Source organism: Xenorhabdus kozodoii, assembly GCF_002632875.1.
GTDB lineage: Bacteria > Pseudomonadota > Gammaproteobacteria > Enterobacterales > Enterobacteriaceae > Xenorhabdus > Xenorhabdus kozodoii.
On sequence record NZ_NJCX01000003.1, the window covers coordinates 104,002 to 127,649 of the forward strand.

At 44.2% G+C, this 23,648-nt stretch carries 18 protein-coding genes; 9 read left to right on the forward strand and 9 right to left on the reverse strand.

Features of this window, described 5'->3' with window-relative positions; translation table 11 throughout:
• Nucleotides 1–124 precede the first annotated feature (124 nt).
• Nucleotides 125–1,309, reverse strand: coding sequence for a YbfB/YjiJ family MFS transporter (locus Xkoz_RS02970; RefSeq protein WP_099140685.1), 1,185 nt, complete (start codon nt 1,307–1,309; stop codon nt 125–127).
• 222 nt (nt 1,310–1,531) lie between these two features.
• Here Xkoz_RS02970 and moeA point away from each other — a divergent pair, with 222 nt between their 5' ends.
• Nucleotides 1,532–2,776, forward strand: a complete 1,245-nt coding sequence (gene moeA / locus Xkoz_RS02975) for a molybdopterin molybdotransferase MoeA (protein WP_099140686.1) — start codon at nt 1,532–1,534, stop codon at nt 2,774–2,776.
• A 24-nt stretch (nt 2,777–2,800) separates the two neighbouring features.
• Entirely contained in the window at nt 2,801–3,556 is a 756-nt protein-coding gene (moeB, locus tag Xkoz_RS02980; protein WP_099140687.1) for a molybdopterin-synthase adenylyltransferase MoeB, read from the forward strand.
• A gap of 101 nt (nt 3,557–3,657) precedes the next feature.
• Here the strand turns inward: moeB and Xkoz_RS02985 are convergent, their stop codons facing one another.
• From Xkoz_RS02985 to Xkoz_RS02995, 3 genes are all read right to left on the reverse strand, one after another.
• Nucleotides 3,658–5,253 carry an ABC-F family ATPase gene (locus Xkoz_RS02985; protein ID WP_099140688.1) on the reverse strand — a complete coding sequence of 532 codons (1,596 nt, stop codon included), beginning with the start codon at nt 5,251–5,253 and terminating at the stop codon, nt 3,658–3,660.
• A 300-nt stretch (nt 5,254–5,553) separates the two neighbouring features.
• On the reverse strand, nt 5,554–6,018 hold the full coding sequence (locus Xkoz_RS02990; protein WP_099140689.1) for a GNAT family N-acetyltransferase: 465 nt from the start codon (nt 6,016–6,018) through the stop codon (nt 5,554–5,556).
• A 23-nt stretch (nt 6,019–6,041) separates the two neighbouring features.
• On the reverse strand, nt 6,042–6,653 hold the full coding sequence (locus Xkoz_RS02995; RefSeq protein WP_099140690.1) for an LOG family protein: 612 nt from the start codon (nt 6,651–6,653) through the stop codon (nt 6,042–6,044).
• Nucleotides 6,654–6,794: 141 nt separating this feature from the next.
• Here Xkoz_RS02995 and rhtA point away from each other — a divergent pair, with 141 nt between their 5' ends.
• From rhtA to Xkoz_RS03020, 5 genes are all read left to right on the forward strand, one after another.
• On the forward strand, nt 6,795–7,685 hold the full coding sequence (gene rhtA / locus Xkoz_RS03000) for a threonine/homoserine exporter RhtA (RefSeq protein WP_099140691.1): 891 nt from the start codon (nt 6,795–6,797) through the stop codon (nt 7,683–7,685).
• A gap of 209 nt (nt 7,686–7,894) precedes the next feature.
• Nucleotides 7,895–8,401, forward strand: coding sequence for a DNA starvation/stationary phase protection protein Dps (gene dps / locus Xkoz_RS03005; protein WP_099140692.1), 507 nt, complete (start codon nt 7,895–7,897; stop codon nt 8,399–8,401).
• A 181-nt stretch (nt 8,402–8,582) separates the two neighbouring features.
• Nucleotides 8,583–8,807 carry an alkylphosphonate utilization protein gene (locus Xkoz_RS03010; protein ID WP_099140693.1) on the forward strand — a complete coding sequence of 75 codons (225 nt, stop codon included), beginning with the start codon at nt 8,583–8,585 and terminating at the stop codon, nt 8,805–8,807.
• A 761-nt stretch (nt 8,808–9,568) separates the two neighbouring features.
• Nucleotides 9,569–10,690 (forward strand): hypothetical protein, encoded by a 1,122-nt coding sequence (locus tag Xkoz_RS03015; RefSeq protein ID WP_099140694.1) that lies wholly within the window; start codon nt 9,569–9,571, stop codon nt 10,688–10,690.
• Nucleotides 10,683–11,312, forward strand: coding sequence for an AAA family ATPase (locus Xkoz_RS03020; RefSeq protein ID WP_099140695.1), 630 nt, complete (start codon nt 10,683–10,685; stop codon nt 11,310–11,312). The genes Xkoz_RS03015 and Xkoz_RS03020 overlap by 8 nt, the downstream gene beginning before the upstream one ends.
• Nucleotides 11,313–11,348: 36 nt before the next feature.
• On the opposite strand, the gene dinG is transcribed toward Xkoz_RS03020, so the two are convergent.
• Nucleotides 11,349–13,481 (reverse strand): ATP-dependent DNA helicase DinG, encoded by a 2,133-nt coding sequence (gene dinG / locus Xkoz_RS03025; protein WP_099140696.1) that lies wholly within the window; start codon nt 13,479–13,481, stop codon nt 11,349–11,351.
• A gap of 284 nt (nt 13,482–13,765) precedes the next feature.
• Here dinG and Xkoz_RS20435 point away from each other — a divergent pair, with 284 nt between their 5' ends.
• Nucleotides 13,766–13,921 carry a hypothetical protein gene (locus Xkoz_RS20435; protein WP_167386546.1) on the forward strand — a complete coding sequence of 52 codons (156 nt, stop codon included), beginning with the start codon at nt 13,766–13,768 and terminating at the stop codon, nt 13,919–13,921.
• Between the two features lie 39 nt (nt 13,922–13,960).
• Nucleotides 13,961–14,800, forward strand: a complete 840-nt coding sequence (sseA, locus tag Xkoz_RS03030; RefSeq protein WP_099140697.1) for a 3-mercaptopyruvate sulfurtransferase — start codon at nt 13,961–13,963, stop codon at nt 14,798–14,800.
• Between the two features lie 183 nt (nt 14,801–14,983).
• Here sseA and Xkoz_RS03035 read toward each other — a convergent pair whose 3' ends face one another.
• The 4 genes from Xkoz_RS03035 to dusC all read right to left on the reverse strand — a co-directional run bounded on the left by Xkoz_RS03035 (nt 14,984) and on the right by dusC (nt 23,646).
• Nucleotides 14,984–15,232, reverse strand: coding sequence for a GlsB/YeaQ/YmgE family stress response membrane protein (locus Xkoz_RS03035; RefSeq protein WP_099140698.1), 249 nt, complete (start codon nt 15,230–15,232; stop codon nt 14,984–14,986).
• 232 nt (nt 15,233–15,464) lie between these two features.
• Nucleotides 15,465–20,573 (reverse strand): RHS repeat-associated core domain-containing protein, encoded by a 5,109-nt coding sequence (locus Xkoz_RS03040; RefSeq protein WP_099140699.1) that lies wholly within the window; start codon nt 20,571–20,573, stop codon nt 15,465–15,467.
• A gap of 162 nt (nt 20,574–20,735) precedes the next feature.
• Nucleotides 20,736–21,839, reverse strand: coding sequence for a hypothetical protein (locus tag Xkoz_RS03045; RefSeq protein ID WP_099140700.1), 1,104 nt, complete (start codon nt 21,837–21,839; stop codon nt 20,736–20,738).
• An 835-nt stretch (nt 21,840–22,674) separates the two neighbouring features.
• Nucleotides 22,675–23,646 (reverse strand): tRNA dihydrouridine(16) synthase DusC, encoded by a 972-nt coding sequence (gene dusC / locus Xkoz_RS03050; RefSeq protein ID WP_099140701.1) that lies wholly within the window; start codon nt 23,644–23,646, stop codon nt 22,675–22,677.
• Nucleotides 23,647–23,648 lie beyond the last annotated feature (2 nt).

Genomic DNA, 23,648 nt, shown 5'->3' on the forward strand with positions numbered 1-23,648 from the left:
TAAACACGCTCATTGGCTTGCAAACGGCAACTTGAAGTTGGATTGGTATATATCGTATCAGTGCACAACTCTTTATTATGCAAATAAACGCACAACTATACCTATACATCATCCATGCACCAAATCAAGATGGCTTATGATGAGTATTGGTGCGATAAAATACCAGTAACCCAGCAATGAGCAATCCAATAAATGCGATATACAAAGCCGGTTCCAGTTTTCCCGTCAGCCACGTCGAAATGGATGACAACATTGGCCCTACCAATTGCCCTAACGCATAACCTGTCGTCAGCAATCCTGCCATGTAACGGGCATGATGGGGCGCTAATTCACGGCCATATTGCAAAGCAAGCTGTACCACACACATAAACCCACCACCTACCAATAACGCCCCAACCATCAGGCCGCCAATCCCCGACAACATTTCCGCAACCAAGATACCTAGCGCCTGAAGCCATAATGTCACTGCCAGGCGAATTTGAGGTGTTGAAACATTACGCAGCAAGATCCCAAGCATAATGCCAATGACCGAAGCAGCCCCAAATATTGGCCAGACAAACTGGGCAAATAAGCTCTCAGGAAAACGCGTTGTCGCCATTTGGGAAAGGAAGGTTGCAGGCAAAATATAGCCGAATCCAGCCAGACTATAACTCCATACCAAGCGCTTAATTTCCGGTGTCAGGCTCAGCGCTTGGATTGCCGTCTGTGGACGGTGCAATTCACCGTTGCGGGGCAGATAACGGCTGACATAGATACTGAATAACAGTGCCAATATGCCATATAATACCCACGCGCTAGCGGCACTCATCTGCCAGGATTGGATCCCAATGGCTAACATACCACTGATAAAAATCCCCACACCTGTCCCTGAAAACACGGCCGCACTCAACCCCGGACGATTGAGTTTTGCCAACTCATCATTCGCCCACGCAGCGACCAATACCAACGTCCAGCCACTGGCCCAGCCAATAAAAAAGCGGGCAATACTGTGCAATATCGGTCCATCCAACAAGGCGGAAAATAGCGTGATAATGACAGCTCCCCATAACCCGCTCCACAAACGGTACTCCACACAACGTTGCGCCCGCATGGCATCATAAGACCCCGCCAGATAGCCGAGGTAATTGAATGCCGCGACGATTCCTGCACTCGTCAAGGTGAGTTGGGATTCAGCGATCATCAATGGAACTTGTGGGGTAAAAGTGAAACGCCCTATTCCCATTGCGACCACTAAAGCAAGAAAACCACTTAATGCAATCTGAAAAGCTTGATAGTTACGGCGACAAGATATAACAGTTTGATTTTTCATAGTGATTAATAGTAGTGAAATGAATTGATTTGGTTAGCATTAATTATTTATAACAAATCATAGATATAATATACATCTTTAGTTAACACTCCATTTCGCTGGGCAATCACGATTGCCTGTCATTCCTCATCATTGCGATCTTTGCCATAATGCATTCAATACAAAAGTAAATGCTTAAGAATAAACAATTGCCTGCAATTTGCGGCGTATAGGGAGTTTCTTATGGATCACTGTCATACCTCAAACTTAATCTCACTTGAGCAAGCCCTAAAAAAATTATTGAACCTCACTGCAACGTCCCCGATCACGACAGAAACCATTAACCTGACCGAATCTGCGGGACGAATTACCGCCACGGAGATTATTTCCCCAATCAACGTCCCCGCTTTTGATAACTCAGCGATGGATGGTTATGCCATTCGCCTCGCCGATCTTAACGGAAACCCGATCTTGCCAATGGCAGGAAAAGCGCTGGCGGGGATGCCATTTCAGGGGGAATGGCCGGCGGGCAGTTGTATCCGCATCATGACTGGCGCTCCCATTCCTGCTGGCACTGATGCCGTTGTTATGCAAGAACAAACGGAGGTTACCGAAACAGGCATTCGCTTCACTTATCCGGTAAAACCGGGGCAGAATATCCGTACCATCGGGGAAGATATCAGCCAAAATACGGTGGTATTGCCAAAAGGGATCAGGCTTTCCACCGCGCAATTACCGCTGATCGCTTCACTCGGTATTGCAACCGTTGATGTTGTCCGCAAATTGAAAGTCGCTCTTTTTTCTACCGGTGACGAATTACAAGCCATCGGTGAACCCTTACAGGCAGGGCAAATTTACGATACCAACCGATTCGCCATTCGCCTGATGCTGGAAAAGCTAGGCTGTGAAATTGTTGATTTGGGTGTGATCCGTGACGATCCTGATGCCTTACGCCAGGCCTTTATCGAAGCAGATAAACACGCTGATTTAGTGATCAGTAGTGGAGGCGTTTCTGTTGGTGAAGCGGATTACACTAAACAGATTTTAGATGAAGTAGGAAAAATCAGCTTTTGGAAACTCGCCATCAAACCGGGTAAACCTTTTGCCTTTGGTCAATTGGAACATGCCTGGTTTTGCGGCTTGCCAGGCAACCCGGTATCGGCGGTGCTCACCTTCTATCAATTGGTGCAACCCCTGATTGCTCACCTATCGGGTTTTACCGCATGGCAACCGCCTATGCGTCTCAAGGCCAGGACGACAACCCCATTGAAAAAATCGCCTGGCAGACTGGATTTCCAACGTGGCATGGCGTCACTTAATGAACAGGGTGAATTAGAGGTACAAACCACAGGGCATCAAGGTTCCCATATCTTTAGTTCATATAGTCAGGGTAACTGTTTTATTGTGTTGGAACGGGAACGGGGGCATGTGGCTGCTGGCGAAACCGTGCAAATCGAATTTTTCAACCCATTACTGAAAAACCAATAACATCATTTTAAGAAGATACCGAGAATGCGTGTCGAACTTACCGATGAAGAAACCTTACGTTATAACCGACAAATTGTCTTACGTGGTTTTGATTTCGACGGACAGGAAACATTAAAATCGGCCAAGGTGTTGATAGTGGGTGTCGGGGGGCTGGGTTGTGCCGCTTCCCAATATCTTGCGGCGGCAGGGGTTGGGACAATAACCTTATTGGATTTTGATACGGTTTCCCTCTCTAACCTGCAACGGCAGATCCTCCATCGCGATAAGCACATGGGTATGGCAAAAGTGCATTCTGCGGCGCTGACTCTGCGGGAGGTTAACCCTCATGTCATTATCAACCCGATTGAAGGGTTATTGGATGATCCGGCGTTAGAGGAATTAATCAACCAACACGAAATTGTGCTCGACTGTACCGATAATGTCGCCATACGCGAACAACTCAACCGCCTGTGTCATAGGCGTAAAATACCGTTGGTTTCAGGTGCTGCAATCCGCATGGAAGGCCAGCTTTCTGTCTTTACTTACCAACCGGAAGCGCCTTGTTACCGTTGCCTTAGCCGCCTGTTTGGTGAAAATAACCTGACCTGTGTTGAAGCTGGTGTCATGGCGCCATTGGTCGGTATTATTGGCGCCTTGCAGGCAATGGAAGCCATTAAACTCTTGGCTCACTACGGGCAAACCTGTCATGGCAAGGTCTTGCTTTTCGATGCCATGACCCTGCAATTTCGCCAAATAACCTTGCTGAAAGATCCTTTGTGTGAAGTTTGTCAATTGCAGTGAATATATCGGCCAACACTTATTTTTCTTTCTATAAGAAATAATCCACTATAAGGAAACATCCAGCCAAATTGGCTGGATGTTTCCTGCTATATAAACCCGACTTACTCAACAACCCCTTGGCTTTTCAGGTAATCATCGTAATTACCTTTGAAATCAATAATTTTATCAGATTTGATCTCCAAAATACGGCTCGCCAGTGAACCCACAAATGCGCGGTCATGGGAGACGAAAATCAACGTTCCTTGATAGAGTTCCAGCGCAAGGTTCAACGATTCGATGGATTCCATATCCAGATGGTTGGTCGGTTCATCCATAACCAGAATGTTGGGCTTTAACATCATCAGCTTGCCAAACAACATCCGGCCTTTCTCACCACCAGAAAGCACGCCAACTTTTTTCTTGATATCATCCTGCCCGAACAACAAACGGCCGAGAATACCGCGTACCGCCTGCTCATCATCGCCTTCACGCTTCCATTGGCTCATCCACTCAAATACCGTCATATCACAGTCAAAATCACTGGCGTGATCCTGTGCATAATAGCCAATCGTACTATTTTCCGACCATTTAACTGTACCGCTATTAGGTTCTTCTTCACCGACCAGTGTCTTCAGGAATGTGGTTTTACCGATACCGTTTTCACCGATGATCGCCATCTTTTCGCCGACTTCCATCAACAGGTTTAGATTTTTAAACAAGGGTTCGTTATCGTAACCCTTGGTCAAGCCTTCCAATTCCAGCGCATTGCGGAACAGTTTTTTCTCCTGTTCAAAGCGAATATAAGGATTTTGGCGGCTGGAAGCCTTCACTTCGTCCAACTGGATCTTATCAATTTGACGGGCACGGGAAGTGGCCTGTTTAGACTTGGAAGCATTGGCGCTGAAACGGCTAACAAATGATTGCAGTTCAGCAATCTGTGCCTTTTTCTTGGCATTATCGGCCAGCAAACGCTCACGAGCCTGGGTCGCAGCAGTCATATACTCATCATAGTTACCAGGGAACAACCGCAGTTCGCCATAATCCAAATCAGCCATATGAGTACATACCGTATTCAGGAAATGCCGATCATGGGAAATGATGATCATGGTACTGTTACGTTCATTGAGCACTTGTTCCAACCAGCGGATGGTATTGATATCCAGGTTGTTGGTTGGTTCATCAAGCAGCAGGACGTCAGGATTAGCAAACAGTGCCTGAGCCAGCAACACGCGCAATTTCCAGCCCGGAGCCACGGCACTCATCAAACCATAATGTTGTTCGATAGGAATACCGACACCCAGCAACAATTCACCGGCACGTGCTTCTGCGCTATAACCATCCATCTCACCATAAGCGACTTCCAAATCAGCGACACGATAGCCATCTTCTTCGCTCATTTCTGCCATCGCATAAATGCGGTCCCGCTCCTGCTTGACTTCCCACAATTCCGAGTGTCCCATGATGACAGTATCCAACACGGTATATTCTTCGAAAGCAAACTGATCCTGACGCAACTTACCCAGACGCTCATTAGGGTCAAGGCTGACGTTACCGGCAGTTGGGATTAAATCCTTACCCAGGATTTTCATGAAAGTAGATTTACCGGCCCCATTCGCCCCAATCAAGCCATAGCGGTTACCGTTGCCGAATTTGACAGAAATATTTTCAAACAGTGGCTTACTGCCAAACTGCATAGTGATGTTGTTTGTACTTAACACAACTGTTGCTCTTAAAGTGAATAAAAAGGGTGATTATAAAATCGATAGCCGCACATTATGCCATAACAGGAGAAAAGTATCGCCAGAATGCGCTATCCGCCACTAAAATCAGCACAACATATCAAATAACTTACTGAATATTAATTATTTTTTATGATAATTTCTAATATAGATAAAAATTTAATATTGTAGGACGTTTCCTCACTCCTCGCGGCGCGAGCAGTAAGAATTGTACTGAATTTGGGTGTCTCACTATTATGAAAAACTATCTATTGGTCAGAGAAAATATGTTATTTTTGATCACAGGGTAATCGCCATCGTTCTTATTACTTCTTGATACCCTTCCCGTATATAAAAGCGTATTGCATCAACATTCTGGGATAATACATTTAATTCAAGGTGTGAATACTTGTTTTCTTTAGCCCACTTTTTCATTCCAAACAGTAAATCCTGACCAATTCCAAGATTTCTGGCATCCTGGCTCACGACTAAGTCCAAAATATACCCATAAGTTCTCGGAACCAAGCAATTGAAGGGCGGTGTCTTTTGCTCCTGTGCAAGCGCAAAACCTTTAATGCTGCCATTCCCATCTTCTGCAACCAGAAAATAAAATTTATCATTATTGATATTGGAAGCAATAAAATCGCTATCCTGTTCAGTCGCTTGCATTCTATCCGGCTGCAACACCGCCATTTCACTGAACAATACACGATAAAGCGATAAAATAGCCTCAACATCCTGCAAGGTAGCCGTTCTTATTATCATTAGATTCTCTCCATTATTTTCAACTAATTAGTATAAGTTTTCACTGAAGGAACAATATAATCATTAAAACGATCAAGTAATAAAGCCGGATCTTGTTCAACAATTGCCATATGACGATATCTCTCTTGCAAGAACTGTTCATCAGCCATTTTATGAAACATGGCAATCAAAGGATCGTAGAATTGATTGATATTAAGGATGCCACAAGGCTTACTATTCAAGCCAATCATACTCCAGGTCAAGACCTCACTGAGTTCTTCCAATGTGCCAAAACCGCCCGGCAAAGCGACAAATCCCTCAGCCAGTTCAATCATCTTGCTTTTGCGCTGGTGCATGGTTTCCACAACATGAAGTTCAGACAGGTTCTTATGGGAAATTTCTCGCTTTTCCAGCAATGCAGGGATCACACCAATCACTTTTCCCCCCTCCTGTAAGACAGTATCCGCGACAGCCCCCATTATCCCCACACTTGCACCACCATAAACCAAGGTAATATCGCGTTTAACCAGTTCTTTCGCAAAAGATATCGCACTGACTTTATAAATTTCATCTGTACCCAGGCTTGAACCACAATAAACGGCAACACTCTTTACAGAACCCTTTTTTTCTGAAGAATTGTTCATCATCTCATGCATTATCTAAACTCCATTATTGTTGTCTTTGATGATTATAAGATAGCCTGACAAGCATACAACTGATAATACTGTTGAGTTATATCTGTTTCACTGCGAAGATGGCGCTCCTTAAATAACACGTTGTAGCTGAGGTTTTTTTAAATGTCTCTTTCAAAACATCGGGCAGCTTCTTTTTCACTGCTTCCTGTGATTTTATTGTTACTGTCGATGACATCGATTCAAGCTGGAGCTTCGCTGGCTAAAACAATATTTCCTGTCATTGGCGCGCCTGGTGTCACAGCCTTGAGACTTGCATTAGGAACCATTATCCTGTTTTTGATTTTTAAACCGTGGCGTCTCAAATTTCAGCGCTCTTCACTGTTTCCGCTTTTCGCCTACGGTATTTCCCTGGGGGCAATGAACTATCTGTTCTATATGTCCTTATCCCGTATTCCTCTCGGCATTGCGGTTGCGCTTGAGTTTACCGGCCCCTTAGCTGTCGCGATGTTTTCTTCCCGACGCCCTTTGGATTTTCTCTGGATTGCGTTGGTCATTGTCGGATTAAGTTTCCTGCTGCCAATCGGAAATAGCGTTAATACACTTGACCCTATCGGTATTTTGTACGCGCTGGGAGCGGGCTTTTTTTGGGCGCTGTATATTATCTTTGGACAACGTGCTGGAGCAGGTTATGGTGCCGCCACTGTCTCTATCGGTTCACTCATTGCTGCCTTTATCTTTTTCCCAATCGGGTTAATACAGACTGGGTCTGAACTCCTGTTTAATGTTTCCTTGCTGCCTATTGCGCTGGGGATCGCCATTTTATCCACCGCATTTCCCTATACATTGGAAATGATTGCCCTTACTCGTCTACCCGCCAAAACATTTGGGACATTAATGAGCCTTGAACCTGCATTGGGGGCATTATCCGGCATCATTTTCCTTAATGAGCATTTGACCATGACCCAGTGGATTGCCCTTTTTTGCATTATTTGTGCATCCATAGGCTCCACCTCAAGCATTAAGCGAAAAACTAAAATAGAAAAAGTAGAATAATGACTTTATAAATACTGATATGATTGACTGAAACCGGAGAAAAATATTTCTCTCCGGTTTTTATTTTTGCAAGTAATCAAGACGTTACCGATTCAAAATAATAACGATTAATTCGATAGCGATAAGCAATATGACTTCTGCCCGATGATCAGCTAACTTTATTCTATCTAATGAGATAACTCATTATTCAGAATTAAGAGGGCATTATTATGAATACAGCAAAATTGATCAAAACCAAATCTTCTGGCCTGATTTATACCCGAAATAATCTTGATGAAGGCATTAAACAGAGAACGATTACTACCTTAAATCACATACTGATCCAATTTATCGACCTCTCCATGTTGACTAAACAAGCTCACTGGAACATGCGTGGCCGCAATTTCATTGCCATTCATGAAATGCTGGATGATTTTCGTCATTCCATCACGGAACATCTTGATATATTTGCAGAACGTGCCGTTCAACTAGGTGGAACCGCTCTGGGTACGGTTCAGGAAGTACATAAACGTACGACACTGAAAAGCTACCCAACAGATATTCACGATGTACAGGATCATCTGAAAGCATTGGCAGATCGCTATGCTGTTGTTGCCAATGATATCCGTCAGGCGATTGTTGATGCGGAAGATGAAGACACTGCCGATATGTTCACTGCTGCATCCCGTGATCTCGATAAATTTTTATGGTTTATCGAAGCCAATATTGAGCAATAAAATAAAAATATTATTTTTCCTTAAGCTAAGGCCACAAATGTGGCCTTTTTTACATCAATTCTCGTTGTTGATATTAAAAAATAGAAGCTATAACCTTAAAAACCCCGCAAACCTTTAAAAAAATCATTTTTCTCTCTATAATCCCTGTTTGATTCAAAAATAAACATGAGGATTCTATAAGATGGATATCGAAGTCAAAGACGCTAATGGCGCATTACTGAGTGATGGTGATTCAGTTCAGGTTATCAAAGATCTAAAAGTTAAAGGGACTTCCAAGACGCTGAAACGCGGCACGCTGATCAAAAACATCCGCCTGACCCATCGTGAAGATGAGGTTGAATGCAATGCGGATAAAATTAAAGGGTTAGTCCTGAAAACCTGCTTCCTGAAAAAAATAGAGAAATAACCGTTACAATCTCATTTTTTCTTAAAGGATAAATAATACTAACTCTGATATTATTTATCCTTTTTTATTAATGAGGTTAAAAATAGAATAATATTAGATCATATTGAATCAATGACTCACTGCGGCCATTATCCATTAAGTTCTCTGCAAAAAATAAAAATATCACTCAAAAAATCAATCCATTAAATACATATCTCATAAACCAAGACACAAAAGAACATCAAATAGATTGGAATTTCCACGAGAAAAAATTATTATCATTATGTCTTTATTCTGGTACAGACTAAAGATATTGAAAATATTAAAAATTTATATAGAGGTTACAAGATGAAGACTTCACTGACTCTATGCACAGCTATTTTGGTATTAACATCATGGAATACATTTGCAACCGACGCAAAGCTGGATAGCGCTAAGTCTGAACGATGCGAAGCACAGGCACGTACCCTATGCGCTAAACATATTAAACATCATAAAAAATATCAATTTTGCCTCAAAGAAATATATAGCAAGTGCATGCACCAATAGATACGGCATCACCTTAAATTTGTTTAAAATTCAGGCTTATGTTTAAACCTGAATTTTTCGTTTGAGACATATACCCGTTATTATTAAGGTATTAAATATCTTCAATAACAACGGGTATATTATGTTGCCAATATTGACCCGAAAACATTACATAACCAAAAGTGAAGATATAAAACAAATTAACCCATAAAATTACGTAAGAAAATATATAATCTCTGGTTTTAGGAGAAAAAATGAATCTACTTATTGCCGACATGTTAGAATATAAATGTAAAATAAAACAATTTGCTTTAGGAAATAAAAATCTGCTTTTATTTTTATGTTTTTTATTTATTCCTGCCAAAGCAAGTGGGATTTTTTATGGCTTGATACATTTATCACAATATGTGACAACCCAAAATAATACAATAGATTCCTTTTACCTGTCATTAATATTCCTATTGGTATATATCATTTTTTACTCAGTACAAAGACCGTTATTTCCATTAGAATATTCCAATGGTTTTATTTCATCATTAGTAGACAAAAAAACTTTCTTTGTCTGCCGAATTATGTTCATGATTTATAGTGCCATCCCTATCTCTATTTTCTTTTTCGTTGGATTTTTATCCAACGATAGCAATAGTACATTATCACAAACAACCTCTGTATTATTCTTGCTTACATCATTTGCCGTGATTGGATTTTCTTTATCAGAGTTGAAATTATCTCACAGTATAACTTTATCATTTTTATTTATTCTTCTGTCTATATTAAGATGTAATTCGTTATGTAACTTAGTTTACACCTTTATTATTTTTATTATTCCTTTTTGGTTATTTACGCAAAATAAGAAAAGCCATCAAGAAAATAAGGTTCATTTATCTAATAAGTTTTCATCCCCTTACCTTGTTAACTTGTTTTATTTTTTATCAATTAACAAAATATTCATTTTAAATATAATCGCATCAATAGTATTTTTGTTTTTCATTGCTTATATAGCTTATCAACAAGTTCCTGATAATATCAATTATATTGTAATAGGCTACCTTGGTGGCATACTCTATATTTTAATGATATTATTTTATAATTTAATTCATATTAATGAAAAATACCTTTGCCATCTGATTAATTTCATATCAAACAAAAAGCTCTTGCTTCTTAATTATTGTGTATGCCTTGCTGTTTTCACTATTCTATTCGTTCTATTTTCTCTCTTCATAACCCATTCATTTTATGTGGTTTTATTTCTCTATTATTGTTTAATCTCTGTTTTTACTGCTTTAATAAACCTATCAAAAACACAATATACAAAATTACTGACATTATGTTCTATCGTTCTATTTTCTTGTTTAGGAGGATATATTTATGCTTGATATCATCGAATTAGAAATAATGGTTGGGAACAGAAAAATATTTTCAAGTGTTAATTGTCAGTTTAATATTGGTATAAATCGTATTGTGGGTATCAATGGTTCTGGAAAGACAACCTTTCTTTCTTGCCTCTCCGGCATTAACAAGATTAACAAAGGTAAAATCAATTTCGTCAAGGATCATAAAAGTGCCCCATTCAATTTACAAAAACAAGGTTTTTATCTATCTGATTATGTTTATTTTTATCATTTTCTTACTGGCTTGAACATCATTAAATTAACCAAACGTTATAAAAAGATAAGTCAAAATTGTCAATTGGAAGATTATTTAACCGGATTTGGCATTTCTCATTATTTAAATACAAAATTTGGTGATATGTCTTTAGGTACTAAAAAGAAATTTCTGCTAACCTCAGCTTTAATGTCTGATGTGGATGTCTATATTTTTGATGAACCCACTAACGGCCTTGATTTAAAGTCAATTGCTTTTTTAAAGGAATTAATAAAATCCCTTGCTGATAAAAAAGTTTTTATTTTAAGCTCTCATGATGAAAATTTTTCACAAGGATTAATATTCAATGATTATCAGATACATAAAAATCAACTCATCAAGGTTGAACATTAGATATCTCAAAAGGATAAATAACCCTCATGGTGTTATTTATCCTTTTTTCATTATCGCCAATTCCTTTTCCGATGGCACGCTTGGCTGTTCGATTGGAAATACCGGCAGAGAATTCAATAAACGCGAACCATAACCTTTGGTCAATAGCCGGTTGTCATAAATCACCACGTCACCATAACACTCATGGCTACGGATTAGCCTTCCTACTTGTTGGATCAAGTTAAAAGAGGCGTTGGGTAAGCTCTGTACTTCAAATGGATACCGGTTCAACGATTTCAGCCAGGCACCTTCGGTAATAATCACCGGATTGGTCACGGGTGGAAAGGCGATTTTATGGATATGGACTTGGGAAAGATAATCACCTTTTAAATCCAATCCTTCTGCAAATGACTGCAACCCAACCAGAACGCTGGCTTGCCCTGCATTAATACGTTGGCAGTGCGTTTCGACTAATCGATAACGCGGCTGATCACCTTGTACTAATAGCATCAGCCGCAAGTCTGTCACGAAAGTCAGGAACCCTTCCATTGCACGTTGGCTGCTAAAAAGCACCAACATGCCCCGATGTTTCCCTTCCATGACCTGAGAGCGGAAATAGCGCGACATCTCCTCAAGATGCAGCATTTCCTTTTGAATAGTCGGTTCCTGCGTCATTTGCGGAATAACCAAACGCCCTTGTCGCACATGTTCAAAAGGTGATGACAGGCTAATAAAACGATCATCATGATCCTCATGCAGCCCGGTCAATTCCTGAATGCGGGAAAAACTATTCAATGAACGTAAGGTGGCCGATGTCACGACAATATGAGGGATCGCGCGCCATAGTAACTGGGTTAATTGTTCGCTGACCCGAATTCCCGCACAATGAAAGTAAAGGTGTGATTGGTTTTTCTCATCGCGTCGCGTTAACCATTTTGATATCGGCGCATGGGAAGACTCTTGTTGTGAAGCCAAACGCCACAGTCTTACCATGTTTTCAAAATAGCCCAATGTTCGACTGGTTTGCAAAATAGCACGATGCAATCGGACAATATCTTGTTTAGCCGTCTGATCACTCAAATCACTTAAAATCGCTTCTGCTAAGCCACGTAATCCATCAGTGAGTTTAAATAATTGCTGGCAACACAACAGTAAACTCTCCGGCAACTTACCCAGCTCAAATAGGTATTCTTCCGCGTCACTACGCTCAGGCAATAGCGCCTGTGTTATCTCCGCCAATTCCTTAAAATATTCACGAATTGTTGCACAATGCGTCTGTAATCGAGGGATATTTGCCAAAGCGGGTGGTTTTGCCGGCCTAAATTGCACCAAATATTGCTCTACATGGCGGATAAAGGTGTCCAACTGACCATTAAGCTGGACTAAGGTAATTTCCCCTTCCACTTCCAGCGCATCCCTTGCCACCTCTGGGATATGGTGCCCTTCATCCAGCACTAACAGCAGATTTTTTGCTTCTGGTAAAACAGAGTCACTTTCCAGCGCAGCCATCACCAAAGCGTGATTGGCAACGATAACATCGGCATCTTCAATTTCCCTGCGGGCAAGAAAAAATGGGCAGCGGTAGTAAAACTGGCAGTTGCGTGCCAGACAGTTCATTTTGTCCGTGCTAATTTTTGTCCACAGCGGATCTGGCAGCGCCAGTTTATGGTGATCACGCAGGCCATCCCATGCAAACGTCGTATAATCACTGCGCAATCGACGACATAATTCCCGCTCTTCACTATTGGTCACTTCTGTTTGATCTTCGACCAAAAACATCAAATCAATCTGTTCCCCTTCCGCAGCACAAATCGCCTCCAAATTGCGCGGGCAGACATAACGCGCCCGGCCAAAAGCCCCCGTGAATTTCAAGTCAGGAATAATTTTACGTAACAGCGGCAAATCTTTGCTGTAGATTTGATCTTGTAGAGCAACATTGGCTGTACTGACCACCAATGGTTTCTGTTTTGCCCGGCTGATGGCAATCCCAGGGATCAGATATGACAACGTCTTACCCACGCCCGTTGGGGCTTCTATCACCAAATGCCGCCCCCCTTCATCGGCCAACGTTTTGGCAACTTCTGCGATCATTTGACGTTGTGGCGCACGTGGAATAAAACCATCAATATGGATAGATAATGATTTATACCACTGGCTAATCTGATTTTTTATTGAACTGGAAAGTGTCATTAATTTTGCTGCTTAAAAATTGGAGGGCGATTTTTTATCATGCTTCTGTCTTTACGACTCAGGAACATACATGCAATTTGGCAAGGCATATTCTTGCATAGAACTATTCTAAAATCAGCTTTATATGTTTATTCCTGCGAAGCGGTTTCCAGCTTTTCTACTGTTAATAGAAGAAAATCGGTTATCGCTTGTCTGGCGTATAGAAGCCGATATACTTTTGGCTTTCTATCCTTTAGCCTTTTATGGCTGTGATGACTTTTCTTAAAACCTTATTGGATACAGAGATGAAAAAAATCCTGCTCATTATCATCATATTATTTTCTATCGGCTCAATTGGTGGGATCTTTCTGGCAGGGATGAATATCTATACCCGCTCAACCACACCAGTAGAAGAGCCACAACAGATTCAGCAGGAACAGACCCCAACAGGGCAACAATAAATACGTTGGCTTGTCTTGCGACACCCGATGAGGAAGCTCATGAAAAATGAATATTTTGTTAGTCCACAATGGCTAAACGAACATCTCCATGATGAGAATGTCGTTGTCATTGATGCCAGTGCCCCAATGCCGACCCAATCCATTGATTATCACCAGCTCTGGTTAGAAAAACATATTCCCGGTGCCCAGTTTTTTGATCTGGATAAAGTCGCCAATCTGCAAACTAACCTGCCGCACATGCTGCCGGAGCCGGAAACTTTCTGCCAAGCGGTTAATAAAATGGGCATGAGTGAAAATCATCTGGTGGTGATTTACGATCAAGGCAATCTGTTTTCTGCCCCACGGGCATGGTGGACATTCAACATTTTTGGCGCTCGCCATATCCGCATTCTTGAAGGAGGATGGCAAGGCTGGCTGCAAGCCGGTTATGCAACCGAATCGGGTAAAGTGACCCGTTCCCCCCATGTTTTCAATATCCAGTTTACCCCTGAAAAAGTCTGTTCTCAGGCGCAGATCCTCGATGCTCTCCATCACAATGCCAGCGTGCAATTTGTTGATGCCAGGGCGGAAGAGCGCTTTCAGGCAAAAGTACCCGAACCCCGCCCAGGCCTGAGAATGGGGCACCTTCCCAATGCTAAAAATGTTCCGTGGACAGCATTGATTGATAATGGACGTTATAAACCAGTAGAAGAAATTACGGCCATATTCCGCAAACAAGGTGTTGATTTAAATCAACCTATCATTAGCAGTTGTGGTTCTGGTATGACAGCCGCCGTTTTAATTCTGGGACTGGAGATGATTGGCCACAAAGAGGCAAGGTTATATGATGGCTCCTGGGCGGAATGGGGAGCCGATGATTCGCTTCCATTAGAAAAATAAATATTAAAAAAAAACAGTTTATTAGAAATAATCAATAGCAACAAAGGGCAGCAAAATGACATGCCCTTTCTTGTTATTATCATAGGGAACCCAATCTTAAAAACAGATATCCCCGTCGTCTTTCAAGTTGCCGCTTTGTTGGCTGCGCTGCATCTTTAAATCCATAGGGTATAGACAAAATGATCAGTTAGAAATTTTATGGTATACAAAGAGAACAACCATAGCGCCAATAACGGCAATGGTGAAACTTCCTAAATCAAAGCCATCCACTTTTCCCATGCCAAGGAATGTACTTATGTACCCACCGACGACGGCTCCCACCACCCCCAAAATCACTGTCATAATAATGCCACTGCTATTATTTCCTGGCATAATCCATTTAGCCAGAACTCCAGCAATTAAACCAAAGATAATCCATGATAGGATACCCATATACCACCTCCAAAATTGATTAGGTTATTGGTTCAATGACTCTTCTACCCCCTAAGTTAGACGCTGACAAAAAGAATTGCAAATGGTAAAATCGTCATAGAATGAGGGGCGACCGATGATCGCCCCTCTGCAATAATTATGGTGGTCAGAATCGTACGCAAAAATAGATAAATTCTTTTAAATAAAACGAAGTTCCTATTATTAAACCATTATATCAACTAAAGTCTATTGCCTAACTCCCCAGCCTTGGGATCATAACATCATTAAAAAATTGAAAGGCATTACGTCCGAATCGTATGTTATCAGGAAAATCCATACCCAAGGCCTGATCTATATTTGCAGTCCTGAATGCCTGGTACAACCACTCATTTACACTAAAATAAGAAAAATTAGCACTCTCCCAGTTAATTTCCATATTTCTTATTGCGCCCAAATCAAATACAACTTTATGATACAGACTTAATGACACGGAAGAACGAAGAAAATTGACATCATTAACAATATTTCCCCCCATTAAATATTGGGTAGTGGATAAGTTATCACTGATAAAATGTAAATATAATTCTTCAAATTGTGAATTCGTGATATTTATTGGCACCCGCATCTGTATTATTCCCCCCTCCCTTACTTCAACGACATTATCAATAATTTTTATCGTGGAGTTTTCTTGTGGGATAAACATCGCCCTTCCCAAATCTTCCACCTCACCCCCAGCCAATCCTTGAGTCTCCAGCCCGACAGTATAGGCACCACTCCCTATGGGATTTTCAACTGGTGCAATCCTGTTCTCAGCGATAGCACGCCTGAACGCATTGACATAAGAGTTTCTCATGGGAACCCGTGATTCGCTTGCAATTCCAGAAGGGGAAGCAAAATTCATTCTCCTTGGCTCCCCGCCGCTATAGTGATAACTGGCCTCAAACGTTTCGCTAAATGCGGCCGGTCGTTGAGCCAGCCGTCGTAGGCCGGCAAAGGCGCCGGCGCCCATGCCCAGCACCCCGAATCCCAAAGAAACCCAGCCGAAGATGGCCGAAACACTGGGGTTACTATCTTCTGTCCCGGCACTGACTATTCCTGTGACATCGGCCACCAGCCCCGCCAGGATGGCTGCATCCCCCGCCAATGATGCCCCGCCGGTAGGGATGGCCATCATCAGTCCCACGGTCAGCCCGATAACGCCCGCCACTATCCCCAACAAGTTGCCCAGGCTGAAATGCCCGGTCGGATCCAGGCGATTGATGGGATCACCGAGGCAATAGGCATACGGATTCAGTCCCCCCGCGCCAAAGGGACTCAGGCTGTCGGGGGCATTAAACCGCATCAGCACCGGATTATACGCCCGATATCCACTGCCCAGATGATAGGCTCCTGCCACCGGATCAAAACGCTCGCTATTATACGCAGGGATATCCGGGTTGTGCTCCGTATCAGCTTGCTGTCCGTAAGGCGAATAGCGATAGCGGGTTTCATCGCCCTCGTCTGGGTGGCTGACCAGCACGCTATGCCCATCCGTACCCAGTAACTGCGCATGGCTACCCGTAATGGTGGCCGCGGCTTCTCCCTTAGCCCGCAATAAACGGGTTGCCGTGCCGCTTTCACGTAGAATTTCCGTCACGCGCGTCGCCCCCTGATAATACAGCTCTTGGGTCTTGTCAGTCCCCACCTGTTGGCGCACCAGACGATTAGCCGCGTCATAGCCATAGACACTGGTGGTGTCACTGAGCTGAACCACTGACAGCCGCCCCAGGGCATCATAAGTTAATTGGCGACCGGCCTCATCCTGTATCAGGCGGCCGGCCGCGTCATACGCCAGAGTGATAATGGCCGGATACCCTGGATGCGTATGGGTAATGCTGTGCAACTGGCACGGATCGGACGAACCGTAGGCCAGCGTGGCCATATCACAGCTTCCATCGTCAAAGGTGGTGAGGCAGGTCAGGATATTCCCCAAACGATCATAGGTAAAACACTGGTGGGTGAAACTCAACCCGTAGGCATCACGCGGGCATTCCACACCACTGCACGCATATTCCACCAGCCAAGCACGCGCCGGATCATAGAGATAGGTTTCCTTGCGTAACAGGCCGTCCTGCTGTGAACTGAGAGTGCGTGAGGCTATCTGATGCCGAACCGTATACGTCTGCGTTAAGGTCAGCGTATCCGTGGCGGTCTGGATATGGCGTTCTGTCTCACGCCCGAAATCATCAAAACTGCACGTGGTGGTTAAGGTCTTGTTATGCTGTTTATCGTGAACCGTCCACTGCTTAATCCGGTTGGCGGCATCATAGGTCAATACAATATCGATATCCTCATCCCGCGCGGCAATCGGGCGGCCAAACTCATCAAAACGGATAGCGCAGGTTTTCCCCGTCACATCCTTGTAAGCCGTCAGTTGACCAGCCGGGGAATAGGTATAACCCGCCTGCCGTGCAGCCCCCGCCCCGGTATCGTCAAAACGGATCGTTTTTTGTTGCAAATGGCCGGAAGCGGAATAGGTCAGATTCTGGGTGACCTGCTGTACGGCACTGGCGGTGGTCATCGCCCCGGTTTTGGGATCGTAGGTCAGGCGCTGCTGGATTTCCCCGGCGTCCACCTGAGTCAGCGCATTACCCAGCCGCGGTTCATACTGATAATTCACCGTCTGGCCTCGCGGATCGGTGACCTGTTGGGGGTTTGGGGCTTCTCCCTGATAGGATGCGCGGTAAGTCCGCCCCCCACTGGTGATTAAAACCGGCCGATGTAAGCTGTCAAATTCACGGTTTCCCAGTACCACCCCATTCACCGCAATTTGTGTTACCAAGTTGCCGGTCGTGAACGGTGCATAGGATTTCTGGATAACCGTCCCGTCACTGTGACTGATAGTCGTCACTCGCCCCAGCAAATCGTAGGTATACTCGGTTTTCTGCCCCAGAACATCAGTGGTGGCCCGTAAACGCCCCAGGCCATCATAGTCATTTTTTTTCTGGCAATAGGGAGTCGTGCCCTGGCTGTCATAAAGGGTGACCATGACCGGCCGGTGACCTTTATCAGACTCCACTGTACAGCGACTAAACGTCAGTCCTTCCGCCTGCCGCGTGATGTGCGCAGTCCGGGTCACGGGATCATAGTCGTACTGGATACTCTCGCCGGTATTGCAGATAACCCGGTGTAATCTACCCCAATCATCATATTCAATCCGCTGGCTAGACTTAACCGGCACCACCGTGGGGGACGCGCCCGGAGGATTTTCCACAGGCAGCCAATCATAATAAGTTTGGGTTACCACCCGCCCCCAGCTGTCCTGCTCAGTGTCAGACATCAGGCGCCAGCCCTTATCTTCCTGCCCCTTTTCCTGTATGGCCAACTGATGAGGGTGTCCCTGCCCGTCAAAGCGAAGACGCACCTGGTTACCCCACGCATCGGTTTTTGTGGTCGTGACCACCCCTACCCCTTCAATGGCATAGGCATACTGTACCATTTGGGCATAGTCGGTTTCCGCATTACGGGTGTGGGTTAAGAGACGCCCCAGGTCATCATAGTCATAATGGGACGTGAGACCCTGGGTATCCACTTCATGCCATAACTGGCCGCTGACCTGCGATTGGGTACACTGGGTCGAGAGGCTGAGCTGGTCATGCCCAGTCCATTGGCCGCTTTGCACCAGCCCCCCTTCCTGAAGGGTATAGCTGAAAGTTTGCTGGCTGGTCCATTCGGCCTTGCTGACAACCGTTTCCCCTTCTGCAGGGATGGCATACACCGTCTCATCAATGCTGTGCAGCCGCCCATGGTCGCGGCAAGTCACGTCATTAATATAGTGGGCATGGCTTTGATGCAGCTTGACATCACCGGCTGAGCTTTGATGAAGCAACGAGCCAGTGCTATACCAGATCTGGCGCGTACAGACCAGCGCCTGATCTGCGCCGGCGCCGGGGAGGGTCGGCAACGCCTCATACTGATACTCTATCCGGTGTACCGGTGCATCCTGATAGGGGTTTTCCGGCGAGACGTTGGCCGGGGTCACGGTTTTAGATTTGACAAAACGCACGAACCCGTGTGGTGAGGCCGGACAGACACCGGCTTCCCCCTCAGCCGGGTAGTAAACCCAGTCGGTGCGGGTGCCATCCGGCGCCACCTGCACGGTGGGGTTGCCCGCCGCATCAAACTCGGTTTGGATCACCTCCACAACGGTGTCATTAAAGCGGATGCTGGCCGTTTTCGGCAACTGGAACTGGGGCGGTTGGTCATCAAACGAACTGCCCACCTGCGCATAATAGTCGGTCGTATGTTCCCGCTGGCAACCATTCTGTTCCGTCGTTTCACTCACCAGCAGGTGGTATTTGTTGTAGCGACGGGTGATATGGCGCTGCGTTGTGCCATTGTCCCAGCTTTCGGTCGAACCATACCGGTAATCGCTCAGTACCCCGTAGAGAAAATCTTCATCCGGTTGCCAGCGCCCCTGCTCCCCGTAACCGAGAAAATTCGCCACGGTGTATTGATAGGTGCGCACAATATCGCTGCCGTCGCCGGGCGATTGCGTGTAGCGGGTGACATACGGCAGGGTGGATAACGGGGCGCCGGCAGGAAACCGGTGACCGTCAGGGTCATAAATCACCTGCTCTTTCAGCCCGGTCGGGGCGGTGATCTGGGTTAAAAACCGGCTGCCGATGTCATACCCCAGCGACCAGGCCAGCGCCTGGCCGGTGTGGGGGATTTTTTCCACCTGAACCACCGAGTCGTTTTCAAACCGCAGCCGGATGTCATAGGCTTCCGTTGTGTCCGGCCAGACCGTGAAACGGGTATAGCTGCCGTGCTCATAGTGCACCGTGAGCAACACTTTTCCCGTGTCATCCGTGATGGTCGTCAGGTTCAGCGCATCGCCGTCCTTTCCCGCCCAGTCCAGCGTCAGGCAATGGCCAAGGGGGGTAAACAGTTGGGTCGGCACCTTGAGGCGGTAGGCATTGTCCGGCCCGGTCAACACCTCCACCGTCCCCGACTTGTGGATCACCCGGTAGACATTCCGGGCGACGTCCTTTTCAAACCGCACCGCGTCCTGCTTGTACTGTTTCAGGTAGACACGGTCTGTATACTCCTCCACCTTATAGCGCTCGCCGGTTGAGAGGCTGAGCAGCCGTTGCTGGCTGTCATACTGGGTCAGCCCCAGGGAAAAGCCCCGGCCGAATCCCTGGTTGTCGGTATTGAGCGGGGAGTACGCCAGCGCCAGCGTCTGGGCGGGTCCAAGGTGATGACTGCCGGTTAGCCGGGCCACCAGCAGGGTGTACGTAAACAGTCCCGTCCGCGGGTCAACACTGCCCATGGCGGCACTCTGGAAATTGTGGGCGTGCGAGAAAAAGTCATTTTGCATTTGGGTGCCTCTCTTTTATTTATTTTGATTTGATGAAAAAAATGATTTTTCTTATTTCAGAACCCGAAGATGCACAAAAACACACTGCGACACCTGACAAAAATATTAGATAGAACATAAGCGCCCTCGTTTTTTCAACCGTCGCCATGTCAGACTCATTATCTATAAATCTATAAGATGGACTTTTCCTTTTTCTACGTCGTTATCATTGCGTGGCTGTACCAAAAATCTTCCTGCATTACCATATTGGTCATAAATATTAATAATAAATTTATCTAACCAAGTATCATGTAACAAGTCAGTAGAGTCCCTCCGAGCCCAAACCTTCATTATGGTAAAACAAACGGCTTCAGATCCTTCTTGTCTAATGTTGATATCTACATTAAAGGCTATAGGTACGTCCCACCATGTGGTATTACCTATGGAAACCTTCGTTTCTTCCCCCAATTCCCAAATAAAGTGGAGATAATAATAAGACGAATGGCTACCTAATATTATGCTGCTCGTCTCATGATAACGCTGATGCATACTATTAAAAGGTATGTTGTCACCAGTGAGAGGATGATCGCCATCATTACTATGCCAATCTAATGACATGATATGTCTATTATATTTATCATCTCTCGGCAACTTTATATAGGTATTAATCTGGAGCCAGTTTCTAAACGGAGGCTGTCCAGAATTCACATCAGGGCCAGCATCAGGATGTACATAAATTACCGCATCTAGATCAGAAACCTTATAATGTGTCTCATTTATTGCCGTAATCTGGACAAATGCATTAAAATCAGAAGATACTCCGAAGGCTGATGTGTATTCTGTGCCAATTTGCGTCTTAATCAATACGGCGATTTGTTTGGTCCCACCTGCTGTTGCGGGTGAGCAGTATACATAATAAGTTATCCTACTTAGCTTTGAATCATCATATTCCTCATGATTAATCAAAGATGAAGCTATTGGCGTTACAGTAAATTCATTAGGTTTATCGATATAAGACCAGGTAAAATCGTCTTCTTCGTTTCGATTCCAGTCCAGTTTTTCTTCGGTATCATAGTCAATAAGCCAGGAATGACTCAAAAGTGTATTCTCAGGAACTATAACATCATTACCATCATAATCAGCTCCTTGAATATAAATATCGATAGCTATCCTATGCTTTCCATTAGCAAAGATACTGGTCTCATTACTCACCTGGCGTAGTTTTATTTTCAACACAGATATATAAGCCCAGACTGGGGATTGTTCGTTTTCTTTAACCTTGTTCATATGTTTTCCTATAATTGGTATCACATTATTTTCTGGCTAATCACCGAAATTGAAACAAAGAATTACAAGAAAAAAAAATAAAAATGTCTCGTTTCACATTATTGTTTGATTGGTCAATAGAGCCTATTGTATCAAACTTTAATTTGTTATCTTTATATGATTACTACACACTGAAAAAACACGTATACCCTATGGATTTCAAGATGCAGCGCGGCGGCAAGGGAATGAACCCCCAGGAGCATAGATAACTATGTGACTGGGGTGAATGAGCGCAGCCAACAAAGCGGCAACTTGAAAGACGACGGGTATAAACATAATTATATTTTCCCAACAGCTCCCATTATATACCAATCCAATTTCAAGTTGCCGCTTGCAAACCCATTTGAGTGTTGATACCTCCCCGCTGCGCGGGGAGGTATCAGACGCATCTTGAAAGGCGACGGGTATAAGCGGATGGCTGAATATGAGAAACCTTGGCCTTTACAATATAAAGATAGCCAAAACTTTTAAATTTACTAGTGACAGATGAGAATATTTCTCTTACCCACCTGACTTAGGTATGTATGATTTACCTGCAAATGCGCAATGTTATAAATATATTTTATCTTAATTATTAGATGCAAATAAAAACCATAAATTTATTTAAATAAAAACAAATTACCCATTGAATTGTTTTACTCCCTATATTTTTAATTCAATAAAAAACAAGGTTGTTTCTATGAAGGTTTTTATAACAACATAAGAAATGATATTTAATATAAATTAGGCGTAATATGAATCATCCATAACCCATAATAAAACCGCATGTATTTTATCTATCGATATTCGATAAATTTCAAGGTTCCTTAATGAAATATCGCAGTAAACATCCTTCTACCGCAGAAGAGATAACTTTAGCGATCTCAGCAGAGGTTTTTAATGCCCTGATTCGCATAAATAATTCATCCGCTTCATGATATTCTTTACGCAAATATCCCAGCCATTGTTTGATACGGGCAACGTGGTAAAAACCCGTATCACCCTGCTTTTCCAGATAAGTATATTTTTGCAGTAATTTAAGTACATCATTCCATGGCATCTTTGGTTCGTTATATTTAATGACACGGCTCAAGTTTGGTATATGCAGTGCGCCACGACCTATCATCACGGCGTCACAGCCTGTCGCCTTAATACACGCCTGAGCGCTGTGCCAATCCCAGATTTCGCCGTTGGCAATAACGGGAATGGCCAGGCGACGCCGAATTTCGCCTATTGCCTGCCAGTTGATGCACTCTGCTCTATAGCCCTCTTCTTTGGTTCGCCCATGCACAACCAGTTCAGTTGCTCCCGCTTGCTGGACAGCATCCGCAATCTCAAATTGATGTGAAGCAGAATCCCATCCCAAACGAACTTTTACCGTTACCGGAAAATGGGCGGGAACGGCTTCACGCATGGCTTTCGCGCCCTGATAAATGAGTTCGGGATCTTTCAATAAGCTAGCACCGCCGCCACTGCCATTGACCGCCTTTGACGGACAGCCACAGTTTAAATCGACACCCCATGATCCCAGCTCAACCGCCCTAACTGCATTTTCTGCCAACCACTCTGGATATTGCCCAAGAAGCTGTACCCTGACTGGCGTTCCCGATGGTGTACGCCCCTGGTGATACAGTTCAGGGCACAACCGGTAAAAAGATTTTACCGGCAGTAAGCTGTCAACCACACGCAGGAATTCTGTGATGCACAGGTCATAGTCATTGACTTCACTCAATAATTCCCTAACCAGAGGATCCAAAACCCCTTCCATTGGAGCCAGCAAGACGCGCATGA